Below are 24,535 nucleotides of genomic sequence, written 5' to 3'. Positions count from 1 at the left end.
TACTATAATTTTAATATAAAATTTTTATAGGAGGAACATATGCAAGAAGCGATTGTCCGCATCAGCGAAATCCAGTTAAGAAATTTAAAAAATACACAATATGGAAAAATAGAAATGCCGGCCTATGCAGAAAAGAATTATTTTTCGGATAAAGCAGATCTTCTCGGTATTTATGGACAGAATGGTTCCGGAAAAACTGCAGTAATTGAAGCCATGGACATCATTCAGATGCTTTTAGCAGGAAAGCCTCTGCCGGACGACACAGTTCACTATATATCGGAAGAATCAGGAAACTGCAGTATCGCTGTAAAATTTCTGATTCGTTTTCCTGAGAAGTCCATCCTGGCAGAATATGCTGCCGAATTGAAACGAGGGACCGGCCTTCCCATAGAAATCTCAAGAGAAACGTTAAGTACTGCCATATGGAACGGAACCCGGTTTGAAAACAAGAGAACACTAATTGATTATTCCTCATCACCAGACGGACCGGTCTTCACACCAAAATACCGCTTTGAATCCCTGGCAAAAAGCGGAGAAGATGTCCGCGTTAATTTAAGCGTAGCCAAAAAGCTTGCCCAGAAAAATACCGCTTCCTTTCTATTCAGCCAGGAAATCAGGAGCATTTTTCTGTCAGCGCCGGATGAGATCACACAGGATTACACGCCAGTCATAGAAGCTCTGTATCAGTATGCTTCCTTAAACCTGTTTGTTATCTCAAGTGCTCATTCCGGTTCCATCGCCACTAGTTCCAGGCTTCCTTTCGCATTCCGCTTAAACCTGGGAAACCGAATCGCAAAAGGTGATTTAATGATCCGCCTTGATGACCCGTCAGTCATAAGCAAAGATCAGTTTCAGCTTGTTTCTCAGATTATCGAAGAAATGAATGCGGTATTATCTTCATTGATACCAGGCCTGACCATCGGAATCCACAACTTCGGAGAACAGCTGCGGGAAAATGGAACGCCCGGCTACCGGATTCAGCTGATATCAAAACGGGGAGAGGTTGTGATCCCTCTTAAATATGAATCGGAAGGGATCATTAAGATCATCTCTGTGCTGAACGTAATGATGTGTGTGTATAACCAGCCTTCCATGTGCATGATCATTGATGAACTTGATTCCGGTATCTACGAATATCTGCTAGGAGAGATTTTATCTGTTTTTGAAAAAGGAGCAAAGGGACAGCTGATTTTTACCTCTCATAATTTAAGAGCACTTGAGATGATCCACAAACGAAGCATTATTTTCTCTACAGCCAATCCAGCCAACCGGTATATCCGCCTTCAGAACGTAAAAAGCAATAACAACCTGCGGGATTTATATTTACGCAGCATTACGCTGGGAGGACAGCCGGAGGAAATTTATGAAGAAACAGACAGTGTAGAGATAGGACGCGCATTCCGGCGTGCCGGAAAGGCGGTTCCCTATGATAAACAGGACTAAGAAAATCATTCTCTTTATTGCAGAAGGACCTACTGACGAAGAAACGTTAAGCCCGATTTTAAAGAAGATTTTTCAGAAAGAAGATGTCAGGTTTCATATCGTGCATGGCGATCTCACCAGCAACTGGTCGGTTACTGCCCAGAATGCAATAAAAACAGTCAACCGGCACATTGATACAGAACGAAAACGTTATGGATTTGAGAAAAAAGATATATTAAAAGTAATACATCTGGTTGATATAGATGGTGCTTTTATCATGGAAGAGAAAGTGGTATATGGAGCGCACGAGGAAATCCTGTATTTGAGAGACCACATAGAAACCCGTTCTCCGGAAACCGTCATCAAACGCAACAAACAAAAATCCCAGATATTATCCCGGCTTTCCCTTACCGGAAAAATCGGTTCCATCCCCTATTCCATCTACTATTTTTCCAGAAATCTGGAACATGTGCTTCACAACAGCAGTAATAATTTAACCAATGAAGAGAAAGTCAATTACGCAGATGCCTTTGCAGACCGCTACTCCTTAGACCCTGCCGCTTTTCTCTCTTTCCTTTCCGGTAATGATTTTACAGTTCCCGGCGATTACAGGGATACCTGGGAGTTTATCAGTGAGGGGGCAAACTCATTAAACCGCTACAGTAACTTTCATCTTCTGTTCACCGATATCTCCAGAAAGTAAAAAACAGGCATCAGACAGATTACTTCTGTCTGATGCCTGATCGATATCACAGCTTTTATTCTTCTGCAGTTTCTTCTTTTGCTTCCTTCGGCTCTTCTGCTTTTGGAGCTAGATCGCCTGGCTTCATGCTTAAGTTGATTCTGCCCATCTTGTCTACTTCCATGACTTTTACAGTAACCATATCTCCGATGTTCACCACATCTTCAACCTTAGCCACTCTCTTATCAGAAAGCTTTGAAATATGAATCATACCGTCTTTGCTCGGAGCAAGCTCTACAAACGCACCAAAATTCATAATTCTTACTACCTTACCGGTAAAGATCTGTCCAGCTTCAATCTCAGTCACGATGCTCTTGATGATCTGAATAGCCCGGTCAATCATCTCCTGATCGGTTCCGCATACAGACACACTTCCGTCGTCGGAGATATCAATCTTCACGCCGGTTTCTTCGATAATCTTGTTGATTACCTTGCCCTGCTTGCCCACAACATCACCAATCTTCTGAGGATCAATGGATATCTGATCAATCTTAGGAGCATATTTTCCAACTTCCTTGCGAGGCTCAGCAATCGCTTTTGCCATAATCTCATCAAGAATGTAAAGTCTTGCTTCTCTTGTAGTGCGGATTGCTTCTTCAATAATCGGTCTTGTTAAACCGTGAATCTTAATATCCATCTGAATCGCAGTGATTCCCTTATGGGTACCGCCTACCTTAAAGTCCATATCTCCGAAGAAATCTTCCAGACCCTGAATATCAGTTAAAACAATATAATCATCATCAGTATCTCCGGTTACCAGACCACAGGAAATTCCTGCTACTGCTGACTTAATCGGCACACCTGCTGCCATTAAAGACATAGAGGAAGAACAGATGCTGGCCTGAGAAGTGGAACCATTGGATTCCATGGTCTCGGAAACGGTACGGATTGCATACGGGAATTCCTCTGCTGACGGAAGAACCGGAACAAGGGCTCTTTCTGCCAGCGCACCATGACCGATCTCACGACGTCCCGGTCCTCTGGAAGGTCTTGTCTCTCCTACAGAGAATGATGGGAAATTGTAGTGGTGCATATATCTCTTGGAAGTTTCCATATCATCAATACCATCAAGTCTCTGGCTTTCTGATAATGGTGCCAGAGTACAGATATTTAAGATCTGTGTCTGTCCGCGGGTGAACATAGCAGAACCATGAACTCTTGGAAGCATATCGATCTCTGCTGCCAGATGACGGATCTCGTTCATCGCACGGCCGTCCGGACGCTTATGATCCTTTAAAATCATCTTGCGGACCGTCTTTTTCTGATACTGGTAAATGGCTTCTCCAAGTACATCCAGCCACTCTTCCTTATCGGCAAAAGCCTCTTCCAGTTTCTTTGTAATATTACGGATATTCTCTTCTCTTACCTGCTTTTCGTCTGTAAAGACAGCAACTTCCATCTCCTGTGGAGTTACGATCTCTTTGATCGCTGCAAATAATTCTTCCGGCACTGCACAGCTGGTATAATCATGCTTTGACTTTCCGCACTCTGCAACGATGGTATCGATAAACTTAATAATCTCCCGGTTTACCTCATGTGCCTTAAAAATGGCCTGAATCATAATATCCTCAGGAACCTCATTGGCTCCGGCTTCTATCATGATGACTTTCTCTCTTGTGGAAGCAACGGTAAGAGCCATATCGGAAACCTGCTTCTGCGCCTGAGTCGGATTAATCACCAGTTCTCCGTCAACAAGACCTATCTGAGTGGACGCGCATGGTCCGTCAAAAGGAATGTCAGAGATGCAGGTGGAAATAGCGGAACCTAACATGGCTGTTAATTCCGGGCTGCAGTCCTGATCAACAGACATTACGATATTATCAAGAGTAACATCATTGCGGTAATCTTTTGGGAACAGAGGTCTCATGGGACGGTCAATCACTCGTGAGGTCAAAATCGCATTCTCAGATGCTTTTCCTTCTCTTTTGTTAAAGCCTCCCGGAATCTTTCCTACTGCGTATAATTTTTCTTCATATTCCACACTGAGAGGGAAGAAATCAATTCCGTCTCTTGGTTTGTCGGATGCCGTTGCAGTTGCTAATACAACGGTATCTCCGTAGTGCATCAAAGCTGCACCATTCGCCTGCTTTGCCACTCTGCCCACTTCTACGGTCAGGGTTCTGCCTGCAAGCTCCATACTGAAACTCTTGTACATACTGGTATCTCCTTAAAATTAAATTTATATTAACAGTAGAAGATGCCGAAACTACTGATCTGCACGTAAATAAATTACGGTTCGGCAGACTGCAGGAGACATTCGTACTATGTGTCTGAACCGATTACTTTACGTGTACATCAGCGGTCTCGGGGGATACTTCTACTTTTAACATCCTTTACTTAATAGACAGATAGGGTGGAGAAGTTCTCCACCCTAAATGGTTTATTATTTTCTGATTCCTAACTTCTCGATTAAAGCACGATATCCATCCAGATCAGTCTTCTTTAAGTAATTAAGAAGTCCTCTTCTCTGTCCAACCATCATCAGAAGTCCTCTTCTGGAATGATGATCTTTTGGATTCTGCTGAAGGTGATCTGTTAATTCTGTAATTCTTTCTGTCAGAATTGCGATCTGTACTTCCGGTGAACCTGTGTCGCCAGGCTTTCTGCCGTATTCAGAAATAATAGCTGCTTTCTTTTCCTTTGAAATCATATTGATTTCCTCCTTAAATTTTAAATTCTCACCTTGTACCAAGCAATGGCTGGAGTGTCCGAAATACCGGGTACCGGCGTGTATTCATACGAATATAGTTTACCACAGGGGAAAATAGTTGTCAAACACTTCCGCGTACTTATATTGTTGCCGGATCATGAAATCTGATACCAGATTACTTAAATTTACACATCCAGTTCCTGTTTATTTTCAATATATTTTCCAAAATCCGTATGTTTCATCTTATTAATAAGGGATCTGCGTATTTCTTCCATATCGTTTTTTTTCAATCGTTTTCCCTCAACCAGACACTCTCCGGCTACATAAACAGCCTCCACATTGGACGGATTGGCACTGTATACAAGTGCCGAATAAGGGTCATAAACAGGAAACATATTGACAGAATCCGTCTCTATCAGCACAAGATCCGCCTGCTTTCCCGGCTCCAGAGAGCCTGTGATGCCGTCAAGTCCCAGAGCCGCCGCCCCCTGAATAGTTGCCATCTTAACAATGTCACTGGCAGGAAATGCACTTCTGTCCTTCGTCTCATTTTTATGAAAGTCCGCGCATAGTTTCATCTGAGTGAGGATATCTAATGTGTTTCCGCTTGCAGGGCCATCTGTTCCCAATCCGACCGCAATTTCCCGCTTATTCATACCGCTCACAGGAGCCACTCCCTTGGCCGCTTTGGTATTGGATCCGATGCAGTGGGCAACCGATGCCCTGCGCTCCTTTAAAAGATCTAAATCTTCTTCCGTCATATGAATACAATGAGCAGCCAGAGTATCTTTCCCAAGAACCCCGATACTGTCTAAATAGCCAACCGGAGTCATTTGTTTCTCTTTTTCCAGATATTCCATCTCATAGTCCATTTCTGCGGTATGGAGGGTGAATGGAACTTCATATGAGGAATCAATGCGGTATGCCTCTTTTAACACTTCAGGAGAACAAGTCGTTGTGCCGTGAGGTGCAATACAGGCTGTTATTCTGGGATGGTTTAAATATTTCTTAATAAGATTTTCCCCGTAAGAAAGCGCCTCTTTCGGATCTTTAAAATCGCAGGCTCCCTCGTCCATAACTGTCTGCCCGGCAATTGCACGCATCCCCATTTCATCCATGGCTTTTGCAGCCTCTTCTTCATAATAATACATGTCCATAACCGTAGTGACTCCGGCCAGAAGCATTTCCCCTGCTGCATAGCGGGTGGAGAGATAAACCAGTTCCTGATCCATGGCTTTTTGCTCCATAGGGATTAAAAAGACACGCAGTCGGTCCTTGCAGTCATCTCCAAGTCCCCGAAATGGAACCATTCCCATATGGGTATGAAGATTTACCATTCCTGGGATTAAAATTCCGTTTTTTCCGTCAATCAGCTTTGCATCCAAATGCCCCGCCTTCTCTTCCAAGTCCTTCATTTCACCCGCCATTGTGATCACATCATCTTCAAACATCACAAAGCCGGGGTGGTAGACATCCCCATTTTTATTCATGGTTACTACTGTTGCATTTACAATTACCGTTCTCACACTGATCAACCTTTTCCTTTTTCACACTCGTATTTTTCCACCAGGGGTATTCCCTGCCGTTCCTTCGTATCAAATAATCCCTTGTCGCTGAGTTTTAACTCGGGAGAAACCAGAAGAGTTAAGGTTGAAACGGACATGATCACATTGCTGTTTTTATATCCCATATCCTCCAGCTCCTTTCGTACTGCACTAAGATCTTCGGCCAGCTTATCCAATCCCCCATCGGTGAGTATACCGCCTACCGGAAGGTTGACAGAAGCAGATACAGCACCTTCTCTGGCTGTTACATAGCCTCCCTGCATGTGAACAATCCGGTTCTGCGCAAGAAGCATATCTTTTGGTGAATTTCCAAGAACCAGAAGATTGTGGCTGTCATGGCTCCATGTAGTTGCCACTGCACCGGGCAGTTTTAATCCGTTTTCCACCAGACCGCTGGACACGCCGCCGTGTTTCCCATACCGTTCGTATACGACAGCCAGGCACAATCCTGCTTCCTGCCAGCACAGGCAGTGGTTCTTTACAGGAATCCAGCGTTTACCGTGACAGATTCTGGTTCCGGACTCCTGTACCTGCATAACTGAAACAAGAGCTTTTCCATTTTTTATTTTACAGCGGTTCAGTTTAAAGTCGGATTCCAGGGCAAGTCGGCATTTCACAGACTGGTAAAACTCATCCGGATATGTTGTTTTTTCTTCCCCTGATCCATTCTCATACCGTTTTCCGCTTTTATAAACTGCCAGTGGATTAAAATGAACCAGATCCTTTAATATCACGAAATCAGCCTGCTTTCCAGGCGCAATCATCCCTCTGTCATGTAATCCCATTCTTCTGGCCCCGGTAAAGGTTGCGCAATAAACTGCCTGTTCCGCAGCCATCCCCCGCTCCACTGCCAGACGTAGTACCCGGTTTAGATGCCCAGTTACCAGATGATCCGGCATGACATCGTCAGTCACAAGTGCCACGTTCTCATAAAGCCGGTGAGTTACCACAGTATTTATGACATCGGGAGTCAGGGATTTCTCCTGAAGTTCCAGAAACATTCCCATGTCCGTTTTTTCCAGTACGGATTCCCCGGTCTGCTGGGTATGATCCGCGTCCACTCCGGCTCTGATAAAGGCAGCCAGATCCCTTCCTGTCAGGGAGGGGCAATGTCCCTCTATCCTAATATCACGTCCTGCTGTCTGACACTGTTCAATGATGCGTTTTATTTTAGTATCCTGCAAAGAAACTAAATCCCGGTAGTTCATCACTTCTCCCAGGCAGATGACCCTGCCGTCTTCCAGAAGCTTAAGGACATCTTCCTCTCCCATAACTCCGCCGGATGTCTCATAATCCGGGCCTGCCGCAGGAACGCTGGAAGGAATGGCATAAAAAATATCCAGATCTGTTTTTACATCCATAAAACGCTTTATTCCCGTAATCCCAAATACATTGGCAATCTCGTGAGGATCTGCCGCCACCGTTGTGACACCCCAGGGAAGAACTGCCCTGGAGAATTCCGCCGGTCCGATCATGGAGCTTTCTATATGCATATGAACATCAATCAGTCCCGGTATGATATATGTTTCCTCTGCATCTACCACAAGGTCCGCCTCATAACAGGAAGCAGGGGAAACGTCGTAAAACTTTTCCCCCACTACTGCAATGTCCGCTTTTTCAAAACACTGCCTGTATGTCCGGTAGACCCATCCATTCTGAACAAGTAAGTCAACCTTCATATTCTCTTTCCTTAACTGTTAATAATACGGTTCCACTGGTCAATCCAATCACTTAAAAGAGGATTTACAAAAGAATAATCAAGAACTTTTGCATTTTCCGCAGTTTTTCCGTATGTCATATTTTTTGCATTTTCTTCTTCAACCTGAACCTGGTTGTTGGTTGGTGCTTCATTTAACGCCTTGCTGGTCTTATCCTGAAGTTCCTTACTTAAGCGGTAATTGATATAAGCATAAGCCAGTTCTTTATCCTTGCAGTTTTTGGTAATGCTTATTGTGTTAAAGTTTGCATAAGTTATATCAGGAGTTACATAAACCAGATCCGGATTCGCTTCTTTAATAGTAGGTACACCAAAATCTCCTACAATCGCAGCCTTGATCTCCCCAGAGGTAAACATATTAATTAAATCAGAAGATTTTGCATAGGTTTTAACCAGGTTTGGCTTTAATTCTTCCAGAGCTTTAAAAGCTGCTTCCCCTTTGTCTGTTGTAACATCAACACCTGCATGATTACTTGCCATGTAGACCATAGCAGGGCCAAAGGTAGTTGTGATGTCCGGGATCGCTATGCTTCCCTCTAATTCTGCCTTCCACAGATCGTCAAAACTGGTTATTTCAAATCCAACTGCTTCCGGATTATACATAATGCCAATGCTGTTAATGGTATAGGCAACACCCTGTCCGGCATCTGCCATAGATTTTGCTGCACCGATTAAATTCTTGCTGTTTTCAATCTTAGACAAATCCAAAGTCTCAAACAGCCCTGCTTCTATTCCCTTGGCAGTCATAGCCTGGGATAATTCGATTACATCGATGGTGCTCTGGGAATCCGCTGACAGCTTTGTATAACGCTCGTTGGTGCTTCCTGTCTCTGTTACAATCTTGCAGCCGAACTGATCTTCAAATGGTTTGTATACCTCTTCTTCAGAAATATCTTCGCTCAATCCATAAGTAGATAATACCAGTTTCTTTTCTCCGCCAGCTGTGCTCTTCGCTGCTGCAGTGGTATCTCCTGCACTCTTAGCCGTACCGCAGCCTGAGAGCGCAATAGCTGCACATAAAGATAATGCCAATACTTTTTTCATAATTAATTATCCTCTCTTTTTATCATTTGCCGGCTTATACAGCCGTTGTTACTTATTTACAAGAATGAGCTTCGACTCTGGAAGATACAGGCGGATTGTACTGCCCTCTTCATAAACCTCTTCTGCCGGTCTGCTTACCAGAAACTTGCCTTCCTCTGTCAGAACTTCATATTGATAGCTTTTTCCTAAGAATGTCCGCACTCCCACGGTTCCGGTAAGAACATTATGAACTTCCGTCTCTCCTGCGATCCGTATATCCTCAGGCCTAATTGTGCCGGCAACTAAATCTCCCTCTTTTTCGGCCTCTACCGTAAATACTGCACCGGCTTGCGTTTTATATACACTTCCCTCTTTTTTTAATGTGAGGAAATTTTCAAATCCAATAAATCTGGCTACAAATTCCGTATTTGGTCTCTGGTAAATGTTTTCCGGAGTATCAAACTGCTCAATGACTCCCTGATTCATAACTGCTACCTTATCAGAGATGGAGAAACATTCCTCCTGGTCATGGGTGACAAATAAAGTGGTAATTCCCAGTTTTTTTTGAATGCGTTTGATCTCCATGCGCATGTTGATACGCAGCTTTGCATCTAAATTACTAAGAGGCTCGTCTAGAAGCAAAAGCTTTGGCTCAATTACAAGAGCTCTGGCAAGAGCCACCCTTTGTCTCTGTCCGCCTGACATCTGCTGGGGGAAACGATTATCAAACTCCGCAAGACCGCAGACTTCTAAGATATTCCTGACTTTCCGGTCGATCTGGTCTTTATCAAGTTTTCTCATTTTTAAACCAAATGCAACGTTGTCATAAACGTTCAGATGAGGAAACAGCGCATAACTCTGGAATACAATACCGAAATTTCTTTTATGAACCGGAACTTTTGTCAATTCTTCTCCGTCAATGGAAAATATACCGCACTCAGGCTCTATAAATCCGGCTACCACGCGAAGAGTTGTGGTTTTTCCGCACCCGCTGGGACCTAACAAAGACACCAGTTCCCCTTCCTTAACTTCCAGATTTAATCCTTTTAACACCTGCTTCTTCTTATCATAACGGACATCAATATCCTTCAGTGTCATATATGCCATTTCGAATTCCTCCTATTTCGCCAGGGCGGCTATTCCCAGTGTTTTGTCAACAATTACCATCATAAGAACTGTAACAGCCATTAACAATACGGATACTGCCGACACCGTAGGGTCATAATTATATTCAATGTAATTCATCAGAGTTGCCGGAAAGGTGGATACTCCCGGCCCGGACAAAAACATGGATACCGGTATGTTATTAAAGGAATTGATAAATGCCAGCATAAATGCGGCAGAAATTCCAGAAGTAATATTGGGAAGAACAACCCGGAAAAAAGCAGGGATCTTACCGCACCCCAGACTCCACGCCGCTTCTTCTGTGGAGAAGTCAAACTGTTCCAGGCTGGACCCCACCACCCGAATCACATAGGGCAGTGTTACCATGAAATGACCTGCTAAAAGTCCCAGAAATACTGGCACTCGAAAGGACAGTACCAGAAACTGATAGAGCACAAAACCGATTACGATACCTGGCACTATGGTAGGAGAAAGAAAGACTGATTTAATCAAACCTTTGCCTTTTAATCCCGCTCTGGCCAGTGCATAGGCAGCGGGTATTCCCACCAGAAGTGCAATAACCGTCGCCAGCATGGCAATCTGCAGACTGGTTAAGAATGAGATCCGGAATGATTTTATTGCAAATACATTTAAAAACCACTTAAATGAAAATGAATCAATGGGAAAAGTTATGGCACTGCCCTTGCCGAAGGCGGTAACAGCGATGATGATCAGGGGCAGAATTAAAAAACCAAATACCAAAACAGCAAAAATGGTGAGCATCTTATTTTTACGCATGGTCTCCTCCTCTTTTATCAAGTCTCGCTGCCAGAGAATTAAATCCTTTCATAACAGCCATTGTTACAACAATCATAATCAGGGAAATAACAGCTGCTCCATCCCAGTCCCCTACGCTCATGGCTCTCTGATAAATAAAGGTGGAAAGAACCATGTGCTTATTGCCGCCTAAAAGCTGGGGAGTTGTATAAGCGGTTAAAGTTCCGGTAAATACCAGGATTCCTCCCACAATAATTCCTGGCAGACTCATGGGGAATATCACTTTCATGAAAGCCCGAATCCGGTCTGCACCAAGACTTAAGGCCGCTTCCATCATATCATCGCTTATATTCTCCATAACTCCTGCCACTGTCACAATCATAAGAGGCAGAAATAAATAAACCGAACCAATGATAATGGCAAAGTCTGTATACAGCAGCTTCACCGGTTTTTCCACAATACCAGCTGTTATAAGCAGCCGGTTGACCAGTCCGTTGCTTCCCAGAATATTAATCCATGCAAAGCTTCGTATCACCGAATTGGTCATCATGGGAAATATGGAAACGGACAGCAGGATCCCTCTCCATTTTTTGCTGCAACGGCTGATAAAATATGCGGTGGGAACACCGAGCACCATACAGGTAACGGTGGTCAGGCATGCAACTTTTACTGTTCTTACAAAAATCTTCCGGTAATATTCATCCTGGAAAAATTCAACATACGCGCTTAAGGGATACGCCCCTGTATGAAGGGAGGGTATCAATACTTTCAAAAGCGGAAGGAACAGACATACCGTCAGAATCACCAGCCCGGGAATTATCATTACAAAAGCACTGCGTTTCTTCATTTTTACCTCTCCATACTTTCTGCACTCCAAATGTGGCTGTTTCTTATAACTATTTATAAGTTATACTAATTTATATCTATACATTTATTATAATTTATGATATACTGTACGTCAAATACATATAATCTATATTTTGTATGCAGTAAATCTATAATGCTAATAGTAAGAAGGGGAGAACGCCATGGATTTAAAAGAAGCCCGATACATTCTGGCCATCTACAGAAATAAAAGCATCAGCAAAGCTGCAGAAACACTTTTTATTTCCCAGCCATCGTTAAGCAAATATTTAAAAAATTTAGAGCAGCAGCTGGGAACCCGGCTATTTGACCGGGTGGGAAGCGGTTATTTTCCCACTTATATCGGAGAACGTTATATTCATTATGCGGAAAAGATTGTGGAATACGGAATTGAATGGAATAATGAATTTGATGATATTATGCACCATAACCACGGCCGTTTAAACATTGCCCTCCCCATCATGCTGGGTAACAGTCTGATCGGTCCCACTCTGATGAAATTTCACAGTCTTTACCCTCACGTCACCGTGAATATGATGGAGGAAGTAAGTTTTGTGGCCGAGCATACCTTAACGGATCACACGGTTGACTTAACCTTCTATAATGTGCATAAATTTCCTACTGACTTAGATTATCAGATCATCGGAAAAGAGGAAATGGTTCTTGTGTTATCCGCAGACAACCCACTGTCAGAAAAAGCAATAAAAAAAGAAGGCTTTCAATATCCGTGGATTGATTTAAGCCTTCTGTCTGAGGAATCCTTTATTCTGCTTTATCCCGATCAAAACACAGGGGGAATTGCATTAAGACTCTTTGAAGAATATGAGATGGAGCCAGGGATTCTTCTTCATACCCGCAACAGTGAGATGTCTATCCGCCTGGCCATGGAGGGTCTGGGGGCCGCATTCGCTCCGGAAAGTTATTATCATTATTTGAGAAACAGAGAACCCTCCACCTCTGTCTGCCTTTCTGTAGGAAAAAAGCGAAACGATAATACACTGATTGCTGCCTATCAGAAAAACCGGTATTTGCCCAAGTATGCTAAAGCTTTTTTGGATATTCTCACAGAATATTATAAAACAGAACACGCCGCATGCTTTGTAATCTAAAAATACGCGTCCGGAGATCCGGACGCGTATTTTATACGGTCATTAAAACAACACCAAATGTAATTAGTAAATCTAAAATTATGCATACAGCAGTAACGCATATAGTAAAAGGAACCAGATTCTTTCTTTGTGGTGTAATAGATCTGCTGATAATAAGAGTACTTGACAGCAATCCAAGAAGCATTCCAATTAAACCACACGATGCCCAGCCCGCTACAATCAGTATTGCAGATAACAGGTAAGACCACTTAGGTATGTTTTCAAAAGGCACATAAGGTTTCTTTGAATTTACATACACCCCATCCACAGCCAGGTCAATTTTATTGCCAATTGCTGTAAGGTGGACTATAGTTCCATCTAGATTGATCGGGAAATCAAAAAGCCGGATAAACATGCTGTTGTTCTTCACTGGGGTTGAAATACCGTCAACTACAGCCTTTCCCTTAAATACTCCTGTCTTAAACGCAATCTCATGATTAATTCCGTTTACCGTAACATTCCATTTGTTTCTCATACGTATTTTCTCCATCTGATTATTGATTATATCAAAATAGCAGAATACTCTGCTACTTAATACCTGCCGCAATCAGCTGTAATTTCCCAGCCGTTTGTGGATCTAATTCTCCTGAATACTCAAGCCCCTCCGGAGACTGGTCATAAAGAACCTTATATAAGACACACGCAGAAAGATACGTCCCCGCAGGCGACGGATGATTTCCATCTTCATCCCATAATTCAATCTCAGGAAACTGTGATGAACACCGCATGAAAGCAATTCCTGCAGGAGCCAGCATGGCATCCAGTTCCTTTGCGATATTCATATAATTATCTGCAATTTTAGTCTGCATCTCCGCTCTTGTTTCCTTATAATTAAGACCTGGAAATAATTTTATGTTAATTCCTTCTTTAAAAGCCCATGTCATGAAAAATACCGATTCCCCCTGGGCCTGACGTACCATGGCGTCGAGAGTCCTTGCTGCAGGATACATCACGTCTTCCCCCATTGTGGCAGTTACGCTTTGCTCCTGTAAAATCACATAATCCCAGGTGTAGTTTTCCAGTGCATCATACACCTGGCTTCCCACCTCGTCCTCACGATCTGCAAAATACTGCAGACGATAGGAACCTTCTGTCAGTTCATAGACTTCCGGCATATATCCCGCGCTTTGACTGAGTAGCGTAAACACAGATGGAAGGTCATTATAATAAGTCAGACTGTTTCCCAAAAACAGGACAAAAGGCTGCTCTTTTACCGGATCTGGTTTCTTTAAATTCAGATCCTGCGTAAAATCCATAGGCTGTATTCTGTTTTTCTTAATTGCGCCGGATATCAGCAGATATCCACCTAAAAGAATTGCTGCCAACACTCCTAAAATAACGATAACTATCTTTTTTACTGTAGATGATTTCATAATCCTACTCCTCTAATTTGTCTCTTATTTTTATCGGCATAAATGAGGAATAGAATAGCGATATTTGCATTTTTGTTACTTTTTAGTAAATTTTCACAAATTTAATTCGTTTTTTGTAACACAGCATTTCTCACAATTTATTATTTTTTACTATTTATGAAACCAGTATAAATCACCCAGCCCACTAATGTCCCTAATGTATTCATGATTACATCATCCAATTCGCAGTTCCCTCTCTGGGTCATATACTGAACTGTTTCAATAAAAATACTCAACACACATCCTGTTAAAATGCAATTCTGGCTTTTTCGGGCTTTTGGAAAGCATAAGGGTAATAATATCCCAAAAGGTATGAATAAGATAAAATTTTCAATTACATAGACATGGGAACGCAGTGATGTCCCCCAGGTACCCATCACTGCCAAATTTACTTTATTCCTCGATAAGGAAGGTCTGCAAAAATAAACCGTTCTTGCAAGTACCACTAAGTATGCAACCCAAAGAAACAGGCTGATGCTATGCTTTTTACACTTTTGTTTTTTTCCGAGACAACACCTTACCCCTTTCATAAAGAAATATGCCGCAATGCCCGCTCCAATCCCCGATACTAAATAAGAAACCGGCTGTTTCATATCTTCTAAAATATACGTAATCAATTATACAGATCCTCTTTCTATAACAGTTTATAGTTTCTTCTTAGCAATTCTTTCAATGGTGCCCTTAAATCGGCTGATTTTATGCTTTAATCCAACCCGTTTTCCATAAGATTTCAAAAGTTCGGCACTATACCCGGGATACCTTCTCCCCATTGCTTTTAAAGCAAGTATGGTTGTACCCATTGTTGTGCGTCTTTCATACTGATACGACTGATACAAAGGCAGCTCCTTTTCAAATTGAGGGTAATCTGATTTCGTCAGATAGCCTGCTTTAGATGCCATTAAAAATAAATCTTTTCCACTCTGGGTCCTGCAAAAGACAACATTTCTTCCCGCTGCTTCCGTAAACAACGGCTTGTTATCTTCTCCCAGATACCAGGCATCTCCGCAGCTGATATCCGCCATTTCTCCAATCCCATCCAGACAGAACCGGCACATTTTACGTATATCCCGACCCAGCGTATCCCTCCACGCACTTCTGTAATCCAATTGAAACGTCACGCCGTACCGGTTAATAGCAGTTGCATAGCCAGGCCACCCATCGCCCCGGTACCTTAAATAAACACACCCATCTTTCCCGCACCCCATCTTATTTAATAGCTGGATATTGGCTTGTTCACTTGGTGCACCCGCACAAAAAAATGAAAACATATATTTGATACGATCACTGACTCTTTTATCTGTTTTTGCAAAATTCCGCAGAGCAGTCACATCGCAAGGCTTTCCTGCAAATGCATATGTTTCATCTCCATTTAAATAATTATTGATATCCGTTAACGGAGCCGAAGCCGAGTATCTTGAACCACAGCAAACCAGTAATTCTTCCCGGGTTCTGCTTAAAAATGTCTTCGTACCGATTGGATTGTCCGGATCCATTTTCGTCTGTATAATTCCATCCACCATTTTATTATCCAGCAAAAATAAGCATAGTGAAGTCAGAACACCTCCGCTGGAGGCCTCAAACCAGATACGTTCATCTGTCGAATGTGACAGATAGACACCAGTACTGCGTCCCCATACACTTCCCTTTTCCAACTCCCTGCACTGCACTCCACTGGCTGGACAAACTTTATCACAAAACGTATGAAAGTCCTTATCATTGCCGACAGCGTATGAAAATCCTTTCTTATCTTTTTCCCAATGTGCTTTCTTTTGTGATATGCACAAACCACAGCCTGAACAGAATTCCCTGTACATCTCATTACTCCCGGTATAAACTGTATTTTCCTGTCTGATCAATTTCCTCCCCCTCCATATAGCAGTGTCTCAAGATTATCTTTTAATTGATTGGTTTTTTCTATTGCCAGCCCATTGCACGCAATCACTTCATTTTTAAGCTCTGTATGCTTTTCAATCCATTCCAGTGTTTTTTCTATTGCCGAATCAGTGGTATCTGAACATCCATGTATGACCCTGCCGTACCCCAGGCTGTCAAATAATCCTTCAAACTTTCGGCTGTAAGAAAACGGGACACAGGCTACGTTTGCAGAAAATGCCCCGATTGCTGCATGCATGCGTGCTGCAATAAAACCATCCATGCGTGCAATATGAGACTTTACTTCCATAGGTGTGGTAAAATCATCAATCACCTCCAAATCCGGAAATTCCTTTTTTAATGCATGTACTGCAATCAGATCATTATCCACATTTTGTGTTTTATAAGAAAGAACATGGGGAATTAAAAAAACCTTGTATTTTTTCAGGAGACTCTTTATAACCTCCCTGCAATATCTTTGATAATCAACGGTGAGTCCGAATTGATTATCTCCGGTGTAACCTCCATTCCAAAGCAGACCGGAGGGATTGAATCCAATTCTTACAATATTATTTCTATGTTCCCTTTTTGTATAGGGCAGAGCAAATGCCACGTCAGTAGTCAGGACCGGTTTTCTTCCGCTTATTTTAAACGTATAGTCTGCTGATAACTGATCACGGGCATAGACTTCTTTGCAGCCACGAATAACCTTTACAGCCATATCCCTGACATCTTTATCCCTGAAGGGTCCGATTGTCTGGCTTCCAAGCACCAGCGGAATTCCCATATCAATAATTTTCTGTTTTAAAGCAGTTCGTACAAAAAAACGCCTGCGTCCATAGATATCTGTAAAACTGTCTCCTGCTGTAAAATCAAAAACAACATTGCATGTCTTTATCTCAGATGAAATCATATATTTTCCGCAAACCATTTTATAGAAGCAAAATCCAATGTTTAAATTCTTATAGGTATACTTTGGAAGAAATTCCCTCATACATATTTCGTAATTTCCTTTTGCTTTTAGAAATTTCTTTGCCGGAAACGTTGTTATGATTGTTATTTCTATTTTGTCTTTCTTCCTTTTTGCGATCTCATCAATGAGATTTAAAAAAGCATAGGAAAGAGCCTCACAGCCCTTATTGCCTGCATGAAACAGCAAACCTGTTATTCCAATTTTCATATGTACTACTCCCCGGCCTTTCGCTTATTTTTTAACATCTTAACGATTTCATTTCTTTTTATTACCATGATTACTCCAAGTGCAGCGATCAGACTGTAACGGATCATCGTGAAACTGTAAATTTCTGAAATAATCACCGAAATCAAAACCACAAAACAGGACAAACCTAAAATCCTCTTATTATCATAGACATGGTGAAAACCTAAATGCCTGATACAGCAATAATGAAAAAATGCCAGCAGCCCATAGCATACCAGTGTTGTATATCCTGCAGCAATAAATCCGAATTCAGGAATAAATATATAATTCAGAACTAAATTTAAAACTGCAACCGAGCATGTGGCTGCCATTACTGTTTTAGTTTTTTTTAAATACAATTCCAGCCTCATGTATAAAGAATAACAGGCTGTAAAAAATACTCCTGCTGCCACCGATGGAATTACATAAATTCCGCTGTAATAACTTTCAGGCGCTAAAATGCAGATAATTTCAGGTGCAAACAAAGTACATAATATGGTAAGTCCTGAAAAAAACAAAAGTACCTGATTACCTCTGGCTCTTATTGACTGATAATTTTTCCGTTCCATCTGCTGGTAGATCCATGGAGCATACGATGCATCTACCGCATTCCAGAAAATCAGCATGATACCTGCCACTGTATAAGCAACATTATAAACAGCGGTTGCACTTGTATTGATCAATTTGCTGATCATGATCCGGTCTGAGCTTGAAAGAACATACATGGACAGATAATGGGGAATCAGCGGCAGATTAAATTTTAATGCATATTTCCAATAAGCAAATTTAATTTTCCCCTTTGCTTTTATTAGTATGGAAATGAAAAAGAAAATACCGATGACAATGGAAACAGACTCAGCTGCCATTACTTTTGTTACGGCCTTAGACTGATCGGATGCCATCAGTACGCAAACGACCGATAACACAAATGAAAGTAAGGATGTTACTATGGTAACAGCAGTAATCCCTTTATATTGATACTCAAACCGCTGTTTTCCCATCCAGTAATTATAAGCCGGGGTAAAAATAAAGTACAAAAGCATTAATGCCATAAGGCTGACAGGCATATCAAACAGAGGATTTAACCACCTGTAAAACAATAAATAAACACCCATACATAGAAATGTACATAGATTAGCCAGGCACATGATAGAATATGTAAACGATTCCCTGTCTTTTTTAAAATCGATCATTCCATTATTAAAAACACCGCTGGCCATATTTAACGTTGCAATAATATAGAGCACGCTCTGCCAGGAAGTAAATGTTGAGATGATACCATATTCCGATGATGACATGATTCTGGTAAAAACAGGTCCGCTGATCATGCTCAGGCCTTTTTGAAAAAATTTCGCAAATATCATCGCCACGGAAGATTTCGCAACCGGAGACATAGCATTCCATTTTTTTTTATATTTCACTAGACAATTCATTATTCGCAGGTTCTCCTCGTTTTGAAAGCTGACAATGGACAAAAAATAATGATAATATAAGAAACAGCATACGAAAATCATCTGATGCAGCAAAAGACAGACCGCTTGTAAAGTAAATTAAGGCTGTCGTCAATATCATAAAACCAAATGTACATTTTCCGCCTTTCCCAGTAAGGTCATTCTCCCTATTTTTCCACAGTTTTAAGATAATACTGATTAACATAAACATATAACTGATTAAACCTGCCAAACCATACCGGTATAGATGTACCAGATATTGGTTTTCAATAGAAGTCTTAATCATGCGTTTCCCGGTTAAAGTCATGAAAGTATATTCGAACGGACAATTCGGACCTAATCCCAATAAAATTTTGTCTTTCACTGCGTCAAATATCCAGGTATATAATAAAAATCTCTGCCCGATTCCATTTGCATTGGAACCAAAGGAATCGGAAATTTCATTGGCAGTCTCATAATCATACAAAGCTACAAACATGGATATAAACTGATTTAAAAAATGATATATAACCGGGATATGAACCAGCAGAAGTACAGCCGCTGCTACTGCTATCACCTGCATAAAATGTGTTTTGATATATTGGACCATTCCTGATTTCAGCAGCCAGATGAATTGCAGGAAAAATGTACATAAAATAATTGATCTGGTCAGCGTTGCAAGTATATTTAAGAATACTAATCCGTATATAACCCCGTATCTTTTTTTGTTAACCTCTTCCTGCTGCATTTTCCACACAGCAACAGGTAAACACAGCATCAGAAATGCACCATTATTTGTAAAATTTGTACTGGAACCATAGCTTCTGTATAAACCAAATCTATATCTTTGATATCCGGAAGAATGCACCAGATCCCATATATTAAATCCTGTTAAGCACTCAAGTATACCCAGAGCTGCGTATATTCCTAAAAAAACCAGAAATACATTGATAAACCGATTGATATCCTGTTCTTTCTGCAATAAATTATTTATTATAATCAAAACCAGACACGTATCAATGATATAACCAATGCCTGTAGAAAATTGCAGGTGTATAAACGAAATAATTCCGGTAATTACAAAATATAGTATCATAGGAATGTCAATGATCGTATTGGATATGGATAGTTTGCCTTTTCTAAGAATGAGACAAAGAACTAAGACAAATAAAATAACGATCCGATAACTAAATGCACCGAAAAAATATAACCGCCTTGGCAGAAACATAACAAGAAATGCAAATATATCGATGGTGAAATTTTTTAATAAAATTTTATTGCCCATTATAGCCATTACAATTTTCCTTTTCTTCATATGTAGTTAAAATCTTCAAATAGCTTTTCAGGGAATTGATACAATTTTTATACACAAACCCATTCTTTTTGTGGCTGCTTTTCAATACAGAATCCGTGGAAGCATCTTCTTTATGATATACAGTGATTTCAGGATAATAGATGGATTTCATATTATTTTTCATTAAATGCAGGAAAAGAATATCTTCTTCCATATATAGAAACGTACTGGGATCCAGCCCTTCAAACTTTAAACTGTAATTCTCTGAAAAAACCATAAAGCAGCCGTGAATTCCCACATTTTCATGAGAAACCAGCCGTTCTTCCACAGAAAACTGCGGTATATGCTTATGGGTTTTTGACATCAGCCACCGGTAGTGCTTATCAAGACCGAAGAAGTTTAATCGATATAGACGATAATATCTTCGGACCGCCCGCCTGGCCGCCTTCACAGACAATATCTCCTTACGCAGGGGTGAAGAACAGATGCTGCCTTCACCTGTTATAATCATAGGCCCCAGAACAGCATAATCTGTCTCCTCATATTTCTTTTTTAACTTTTTATAGATCCATTTCTCAATTAGAAGAACATCATTATTCATTAAAACAAGAAATTCAGGATGGAAGTGTTCGTTTGCGTAAGAAAATCCTATATTGTTGCCCCGTGCAAATCCAACATTAACATCACTGTGAAGCAAAATTATATCATCATCTTTCCCCAGAATCACATTTAATTCCCGATAGGAATCATCCGGGGAACAATTATCAACAATAATTATTTTATAGTTCCCAGTATCAACATACCTGCGTATAGATGCCACACAGCTGATTGTCATATCGATCGCAGTATAGTGAAGAATCACAAAAACAATATCCATCAATTATCTCACCGCCTTAAAATCTCATTATATACCTGTTCAAATTTATCTATCTGCCGATCTATATTATAAATATCAATGGTCTGTAAGATTGAATTAAAATACTTTTTATAACGGCTGCGTTCTGCCATATGATCCATTAAACCTGCCAACTCACCGGCATTTCCAGCCTCGTAAGTTTCTCCGCCATGTGTGTTTTCTATAATCTCAGGCATTCCGCCGCAGCGTCCGGCAATTACCGGCAAACCATATTTATTTCCCTCTATCAGTACCCGGCCAAACGGCTCCGGCCATACAGATGGAACAATAAGGACATCGCTTTCTTTATATTTTTCCGCCAGCCTCTCATTGTCAAGCTTTCCGCAGAATACAATGCGTGGATTTTGTGCAGCACATTTTTTCACATATTCCTCCATTTCCCCATTTCCGCAGACAAAGAGCTCACAATCTTTGTACTGCATGCATTCAAAAGCGCGGATCATATGTTCAATGCCTTTAAAATACACAAGACGTCCTGCATACATAAACTTAATGTGCGCTGATGTACGGTTTTGCTTTTCTCTCATGATTGCTTCTGTCTCATTGTGATTTATGGCTACACTGTTAAAAATGCATTTCTTTCCTCCGGCGCTTTTAAAACAACCGGCTGAAAGAGAGGTTTCAAGGGTATATCTGGAAGGAGCGGTAACGCAGGAAACATATTCTGTAAAGGTTCGCATATAGATCCTGTGTATCAGCCGTATTACCGGATTGGCTTTATGCCCATACTGGACCGGTGATACAACTGCGATGTCCCTGATGGTATGTACAATGGGAATTTTTTTATTATATGCAGCTTTCCAGATCAGATACGACATCCCATAAATAGTATTGGTATGAACAATATCCGGTTTAAATTCATTACAGACAAATTCAAAATCTCTCCTGCACTTCACATTGCAATAGCAGAGTAACTTTTGCTGGAATTTTTCAAATTTACCAACATTTTTTTTATCATAGCTAAACCGGTATAAATTAAAATCATTGGCTGTAAACCGATATATCTTAACACCATTATGCATAGCTGTTTCAACATTCCCGTCTCGTGAATCTACGCTGTAGATTCCAACCTCATGCCCTTTTTTCACAAGCCCCTCAGCCAGTAATTTAACACTTTGCTCTGCCCCGCCCTGCATATTAGGATAATAAAATGTATTTACAATCAGAATCCTCATCGTACGTTCCTGTCCCTTTCATGCAATTTATTGTATTACCGTATTTTTCCCCGCCGTTTCTTTCGATACAAATGTATGAAAGGAGTCTTTCTTACAACCTTTTTGATCAGAAACACCACTTTATATTTCATTCCATAATTTATATATTTCTTTATGATGGCCTCAAAACCGGTCTGATCATAATCTTTCCAGAATTCATCATAGAGCTGCGGTTTTTCTGTCTGCCTGCTGAGATTATGCTGGTATTTCCTGTATTCCTGGCTTTTCACCTCCTCCAATAACATTCCCTGGTTTTTATGCGCCATATCTGACAAGCTCTTTATTAACTCCAGCCCTTTTTCTGTATTAACCAATAAAAGAGAAACGCCGTATTTCCATGGTATTGCAGTGTTCATGGTTTCAATTCCCCAGAAATCTCCCAAAGTAATGTCACCTGGCCTTTCCATGTTAGAAAACGGACAGGAAAAGCAGGCTTTGGACGTGATATAACCGGTCATATGCAGACGGGAGAATACAGACAGTAAAGCCGTATTCTTTAATACCACCCCATTGTCAAACCGTGCACGGGCGGGGTATGCCTTCCAGCCCTCCGGCTTATAACGGAAGGAATATTCTTTTAATCCTGCATGAACCTTTTTTTCCAGCCAGTTTTTATAATCATCCCATACACGGGTTTTGGGTGTTCCATGACAAATCAAATCAACCGTAAAAAGCTGGTCTTTTGTTATTCCTTCCCCGTCAATATAGTTTTTAAGCGCCGCAACCTGGCACGGAGTGCCGGAAAACAATACAAAACAGCCATTTTTCAATTGACTGGCAATCTCAGAGTAACAATCTTTACAGTCACTTTTCACATATTTTGAACCTTGAAAAATACTGCATTCTTTTGCAGATGCAACACCCGTATGCCGCACTTTCATACTGCCTGTCAGTTCAGCGCCGTAAATATATCTTTTACAGCTCTTATGTAATAGCTCAAACGCATGGCACAGCCCTATAAATGCACCGCCGGAAGTACTTTTCATCACTTGTTCATCCGTATTTTTAAATGCATATACTTGTTTTTTCATCAGTCACCACCAGCAATCATGCCATCCCTAAAGCCTTTTTCAAATAAGCTTTTGATTTCATTCTTTCTTCCCTTATTATGTCGTCCACCATGTCCCAGTCTATGGCTCCCATACTCAATATATCTCTCACTGTCGCATTATCACCAAGCATTCTTGCCGATATATGAAGCATATTCTGCAAATCGGTTAACCGGTTCATCTGGTGTGCTCCGATTTTGGGAAACAGATAAAATTTCCTGTGATAAAGACAGCTGAAAATCATACAGTGGAATGAATCTGTAAATACAGCATCCGCATAACGGATAACACTGATAAAGTCAGAAGGGGACGCATCCCAGTATTTTATATCACCAAATTTTTTATCATATCGATTGATATGTTCATGATCCAGAAAAGGCATTGTTACTATTTTTAAATTGATAAAACGGGCATACATTTCGATTAATTTTCGTTGCTGCTTCGTCCCTCTTAATAAATAAACAAAGAGATACCTTTCTGTAAAACGCCTGGGCGGGCAGAGATTATCCCAGACAGTACGGTCCGCCAGAAGCGTGGGATCTAAAACGGTTTCACAGTCTTCTGTTCCAAGAATAGAAGAGATCAGATTGCGTCCGCTTTCCTCCCTGCAGGAGACTGCATGAAATGTGTTTAAATTGTTTGTGATCATCTTACTCTGTTCTTTTGTAACCTGGCTAATGCCGATACTGGGTGCGTATGCAATTTTTAATTTTCCAGGCTTTACAAATGTCAGCCAGTAAATACTGTCTAAAGAAGCCAGTTCGGGATTCCAGATCTGGTCACTTCCGCAGATAAACCCATCATAACATTCATTAGCCGAATCAATAAAATTCACCTTATACCGCTTATGGGATATACTAAGATTCTCATCCACAAACTTCTGAAGCGCCCGGTTACGGTCCCTTAACCTTTTTGTACCAAATTTCCACACAATCCTGTGAATGGTTTTTTTGATACCAAAGTTCTTGATTTTATGGTAAAAATTATCCATAGAGGCTACTTTCCCGCTATACTGGTTCAGAATTTCATAATCAATATTGTCGAATTCATTCATTACACGTTGCAGAGCATATGCCTGCAGTACAGAACCATAGTTGTTCCTCCACCAAGTTAAACCTGCTATTTTCACGGCAACCTC

The 24,535-nt window shown here is 41.1% G+C and carries 22 protein-coding genes; 3 read left to right on the top strand and 19 right to left on the bottom strand.

Features of this window, described 5'->3' with window-relative positions:
- The first annotated feature begins 39 nt into the window (after positions 1–39).
- The gene (locus tag RZO55_RS06995) at positions 40–1,443 is read left to right on the top strand and encodes an AAA family ATPase (RefSeq protein WP_318063563.1); all 1,404 of its coding nucleotides are present in this window, start codon (positions 40–42) and stop codon (positions 1,441–1,443) included.
- Positions 1,427–2,125 carry a hypothetical protein gene (locus RZO55_RS06990; RefSeq protein ID WP_318063562.1) on the top strand — a complete coding sequence of 233 codons (699 nt, stop codon included), beginning with the start codon at positions 1,427–1,429 and terminating at the stop codon, positions 2,123–2,125. The genes RZO55_RS06995 and RZO55_RS06990 overlap by 17 nt, the downstream gene beginning before the upstream one ends.
- A gap of 55 nt (positions 2,126–2,180) precedes the next feature.
- Here RZO55_RS06990 and RZO55_RS06985 read toward each other — a convergent pair whose 3' ends face one another.
- The 8 genes from RZO55_RS06985 to RZO55_RS06950 form a co-directional block, all read right to left on the bottom strand.
- A complete protein-coding gene (locus RZO55_RS06985) occupies positions 2,181–4,319 on the bottom strand; it encodes a polyribonucleotide nucleotidyltransferase (protein WP_318063561.1) in 2,139 nt (712 codons plus the stop codon).
- 228 nt (positions 4,320–4,547) lie between these two features.
- On the bottom strand, positions 4,548–4,814 hold the full coding sequence (gene rpsO, locus RZO55_RS06980; RefSeq protein ID WP_097002902.1) for a 30S ribosomal protein S15: 267 nt from the start codon (positions 4,812–4,814) through the stop codon (positions 4,548–4,550).
- A 185-nt stretch (positions 4,815–4,999) separates the two neighbouring features.
- Complete coding sequence (locus RZO55_RS06975) at positions 5,000–6,340, bottom strand: amidohydrolase (RefSeq protein ID WP_318063560.1); 1,341 nt, start codon at positions 6,338–6,340, stop codon at positions 5,000–5,002.
- Between the two features lie 5 nt (positions 6,341–6,345).
- Positions 6,346–8,058 (bottom strand): adenine deaminase C-terminal domain-containing protein, encoded by a 1,713-nt coding sequence (locus tag RZO55_RS06970; RefSeq protein WP_318063559.1) that lies wholly within the window; start codon positions 8,056–8,058, stop codon positions 6,346–6,348.
- A gap of 11 nt (positions 8,059–8,069) precedes the next feature.
- Positions 8,070–9,140: an ABC transporter substrate-binding protein gene (locus tag RZO55_RS06965; protein ID WP_318063558.1), complete on the bottom strand. Its 1,071-nt coding sequence runs from the start codon at positions 9,138–9,140 to the stop codon at positions 8,070–8,072.
- Between the two features lie 48 nt (positions 9,141–9,188).
- Positions 9,189–10,226 carry an ABC transporter ATP-binding protein gene (locus RZO55_RS06960; RefSeq protein WP_318063557.1) on the bottom strand — a complete coding sequence of 346 codons (1,038 nt, stop codon included), beginning with the start codon at positions 10,224–10,226 and terminating at the stop codon, positions 9,189–9,191.
- A gap of 12 nt (positions 10,227–10,238) precedes the next feature.
- Positions 10,239–11,021 carry an ABC transporter permease gene (locus tag RZO55_RS06955; RefSeq protein ID WP_318063556.1) on the bottom strand — a complete coding sequence of 261 codons (783 nt, stop codon included), beginning with the start codon at positions 11,019–11,021 and terminating at the stop codon, positions 10,239–10,241.
- Positions 11,014–11,847: an ABC transporter permease gene (locus RZO55_RS06950; protein WP_318063555.1), complete on the bottom strand. Its 834-nt coding sequence runs from the start codon at positions 11,845–11,847 to the stop codon at positions 11,014–11,016. Before RZO55_RS06950 ends, RZO55_RS06955 begins: the two co-directional genes overlap by 8 nt.
- A 181-nt stretch (positions 11,848–12,028) precedes the next feature.
- Between RZO55_RS06950 and RZO55_RS06945 the strand changes: the two genes are divergently transcribed.
- Complete coding sequence (locus tag RZO55_RS06945) at positions 12,029–12,973, top strand: LysR family transcriptional regulator (RefSeq protein WP_318063554.1); 945 nt, start codon at positions 12,029–12,031, stop codon at positions 12,971–12,973.
- A 31-nt stretch (positions 12,974–13,004) separates the two neighbouring features.
- Here the strand turns inward: RZO55_RS06945 and RZO55_RS06940 are convergent, their stop codons facing one another.
- The 11 genes from RZO55_RS06940 to RZO55_RS06890 form a co-directional block, all read right to left on the bottom strand.
- Positions 13,005–13,487, bottom strand: coding sequence for a hypothetical protein (locus RZO55_RS06940; RefSeq protein ID WP_318063553.1), 483 nt, complete (start codon positions 13,485–13,487; stop codon positions 13,005–13,007).
- A 52-nt stretch (positions 13,488–13,539) separates the two neighbouring features.
- Entirely contained in the window at positions 13,540–14,385 is an 846-nt protein-coding gene (locus tag RZO55_RS06935; RefSeq protein WP_318063552.1) for an SGNH/GDSL hydrolase family protein, read from the bottom strand.
- 140 nt (positions 14,386–14,525) lie between these two features.
- The gene (locus RZO55_RS06930; RefSeq protein WP_318063551.1) at positions 14,526–15,041 is read right to left on the bottom strand and encodes a VanZ family protein; all 516 of its coding nucleotides are present in this window, start codon (positions 15,039–15,041) and stop codon (positions 14,526–14,528) included.
- A gap of 27 nt (positions 15,042–15,068) precedes the next feature.
- On the bottom strand, positions 15,069–16,280 hold the full coding sequence (locus RZO55_RS06925) for a Coenzyme F420 hydrogenase/dehydrogenase, beta subunit C-terminal domain (protein ID WP_318063550.1): 1,212 nt from the start codon (positions 16,278–16,280) through the stop codon (positions 15,069–15,071).
- Positions 16,277–17,476, bottom strand: a complete 1,200-nt coding sequence (locus RZO55_RS06920) for a polysaccharide pyruvyl transferase family protein (protein ID WP_318063549.1) — start codon at positions 17,474–17,476, stop codon at positions 16,277–16,279. Before RZO55_RS06920 ends, RZO55_RS06925 begins: the two co-directional genes overlap by 4 nt.
- Positions 17,477–17,481: 5 nt before the next feature.
- On the bottom strand, positions 17,482–18,927 hold the full coding sequence (locus RZO55_RS06915) for a lipopolysaccharide biosynthesis protein (RefSeq protein ID WP_318063548.1): 1,446 nt from the start codon (positions 18,925–18,927) through the stop codon (positions 17,482–17,484).
- Entirely contained in the window at positions 18,905–20,239 is a 1,335-nt protein-coding gene (locus RZO55_RS06910; RefSeq protein WP_318063547.1) for an O-antigen ligase family protein, read from the bottom strand. Before RZO55_RS06910 ends, RZO55_RS06915 begins: the two co-directional genes overlap by 23 nt.
- On the bottom strand, positions 20,199–21,095 hold the full coding sequence (locus tag RZO55_RS06905; protein ID WP_318063719.1) for a glycosyltransferase family 2 protein: 897 nt from the start codon (positions 21,093–21,095) through the stop codon (positions 20,199–20,201). The genes RZO55_RS06910 and RZO55_RS06905 overlap by 41 nt, the downstream gene beginning before the upstream one ends.
- Before the next feature lie 8 nt (positions 21,096–21,103).
- Complete coding sequence (locus RZO55_RS06900; RefSeq protein WP_318063546.1) at positions 21,104–22,309, bottom strand: glycosyltransferase family 4 protein; 1,206 nt, start codon at positions 22,307–22,309, stop codon at positions 21,104–21,106.
- 35 nt (positions 22,310–22,344) lie between these two features.
- Positions 22,345–23,379 (bottom strand): Coenzyme F420 hydrogenase/dehydrogenase, beta subunit C-terminal domain, encoded by a 1,035-nt coding sequence (locus RZO55_RS06895; protein ID WP_318063545.1) that lies wholly within the window; start codon positions 23,377–23,379, stop codon positions 22,345–22,347.
- A 16-nt stretch (positions 23,380–23,395) separates the two neighbouring features.
- A complete protein-coding gene (locus tag RZO55_RS06890) occupies positions 23,396–24,526 on the bottom strand; it encodes a polysaccharide pyruvyl transferase family protein (protein WP_318063544.1) in 1,131 nt (376 codons plus the stop codon).
- Positions 24,527–24,535 lie beyond the last annotated feature (9 nt).

Origin of the sequence: Clostridium boliviensis (assembly GCF_033342255.1) — a bacterium.
Classification (GTDB): Bacteria; Bacillota; Clostridia; order Lachnospirales; family Lachnospiraceae; genus Lacrimispora; species Lacrimispora boliviensis.
Note: the sequence above shows the minus strand (reverse complement) of the source record. Positions and strands in the feature narration are given on the sequence as shown.

What these genes read in the sequence shown, in the direction of transcription:
- RZO55_RS06985 (WP_318063561.1), bottom strand. Translation starts at nt 4,319, where the DNA reads ATGTACAAGAGTTTCAGTATGGAGCTTGCAGGCAGAACCCTGACCGTA.
- RZO55_RS06995 (WP_318063563.1), top strand. Translation starts at nt 40, where the DNA reads ATGCAAGAAGCGATTGTCCGCATCAGCGAAATCCAGTTAAGAAATTTA.
- rpsO (WP_097002902.1), bottom strand. Translation starts at nt 4,814, where the DNA reads ATGATTTCAAAGGAAAAGAAAGCAGCTATTATTTCTGAATACGGCAGA.
- RZO55_RS06945 (WP_318063554.1), top strand. Translation starts at nt 12,029, where the DNA reads ATGGATTTAAAAGAAGCCCGATACATTCTGGCCATCTACAGAAATAAA.
- RZO55_RS06955 (WP_318063556.1), bottom strand. Translation starts at nt 11,021, where the DNA reads ATGCGTAAAAATAAGATGCTCACCATTTTTGCTGTTTTGGTATTTGGT.
- RZO55_RS06900 (WP_318063546.1), bottom strand. Translation starts at nt 22,309, where the DNA reads ATGAGGATTCTGATTGTAAATACATTTTATTATCCTAATATGCAGGGC.
- RZO55_RS06970 (WP_318063559.1), bottom strand. Translation starts at nt 8,058, where the DNA reads ATGAAGGTTGACTTACTTGTTCAGAATGGATGGGTCTACCGGACATAC.
- RZO55_RS06920 (WP_318063549.1), bottom strand. Translation starts at nt 17,476, where the DNA reads ATGAAAATTGGAATAACAGGTTTGCTGTTTCATGCAGGCAATAAGGGC.
- RZO55_RS06935 (WP_318063552.1), bottom strand. Translation starts at nt 14,385, where the DNA reads ATGAAATCATCTACAGTAAAAAAGATAGTTATCGTTATTTTAGGAGTG.
- RZO55_RS06990 (WP_318063562.1), top strand. Translation starts at nt 1,427, where the DNA reads ATGATAAACAGGACTAAGAAAATCATTCTCTTTATTGCAGAAGGACCT.
- RZO55_RS06910 (WP_318063547.1), bottom strand. Translation starts at nt 20,239, where the DNA reads ATGAAGAAAAGGAAAATTGTAATGGCTATAATGGGCAATAAAATTTTA.
- RZO55_RS06905 (WP_318063719.1), bottom strand. Translation starts at nt 21,095, where the DNA reads ATGGATATTGTTTTTGTGATTCTTCACTATACTGCGATCGATATGACA.
- RZO55_RS06965 (WP_318063558.1), bottom strand. Translation starts at nt 9,140, where the DNA reads ATGAAAAAAGTATTGGCATTATCTTTATGTGCAGCTATTGCGCTCTCA.
- RZO55_RS06950 (WP_318063555.1), bottom strand. Translation starts at nt 11,847, where the DNA reads ATGAAGAAACGCAGTGCTTTTGTAATGATAATTCCCGGGCTGGTGATT.
- RZO55_RS06940 (WP_318063553.1), bottom strand. Translation starts at nt 13,487, where the DNA reads ATGAGAAACAAATGGAATGTTACGGTAAACGGAATTAATCATGAGATT.
- RZO55_RS06960 (WP_318063557.1), bottom strand. Translation starts at nt 10,226, where the DNA reads ATGGCATATATGACACTGAAGGATATTGATGTCCGTTATGATAAGAAG.
- RZO55_RS06895 (WP_318063545.1), bottom strand. Translation starts at nt 23,379, where the DNA reads ATGAAAAAACAAGTATATGCATTTAAAAATACGGATGAACAAGTGATG.
- RZO55_RS06915 (WP_318063548.1), bottom strand. Translation starts at nt 18,927, where the DNA reads ATGAATTGTCTAGTGAAATATAAAAAAAAATGGAATGCTATGTCTCCG.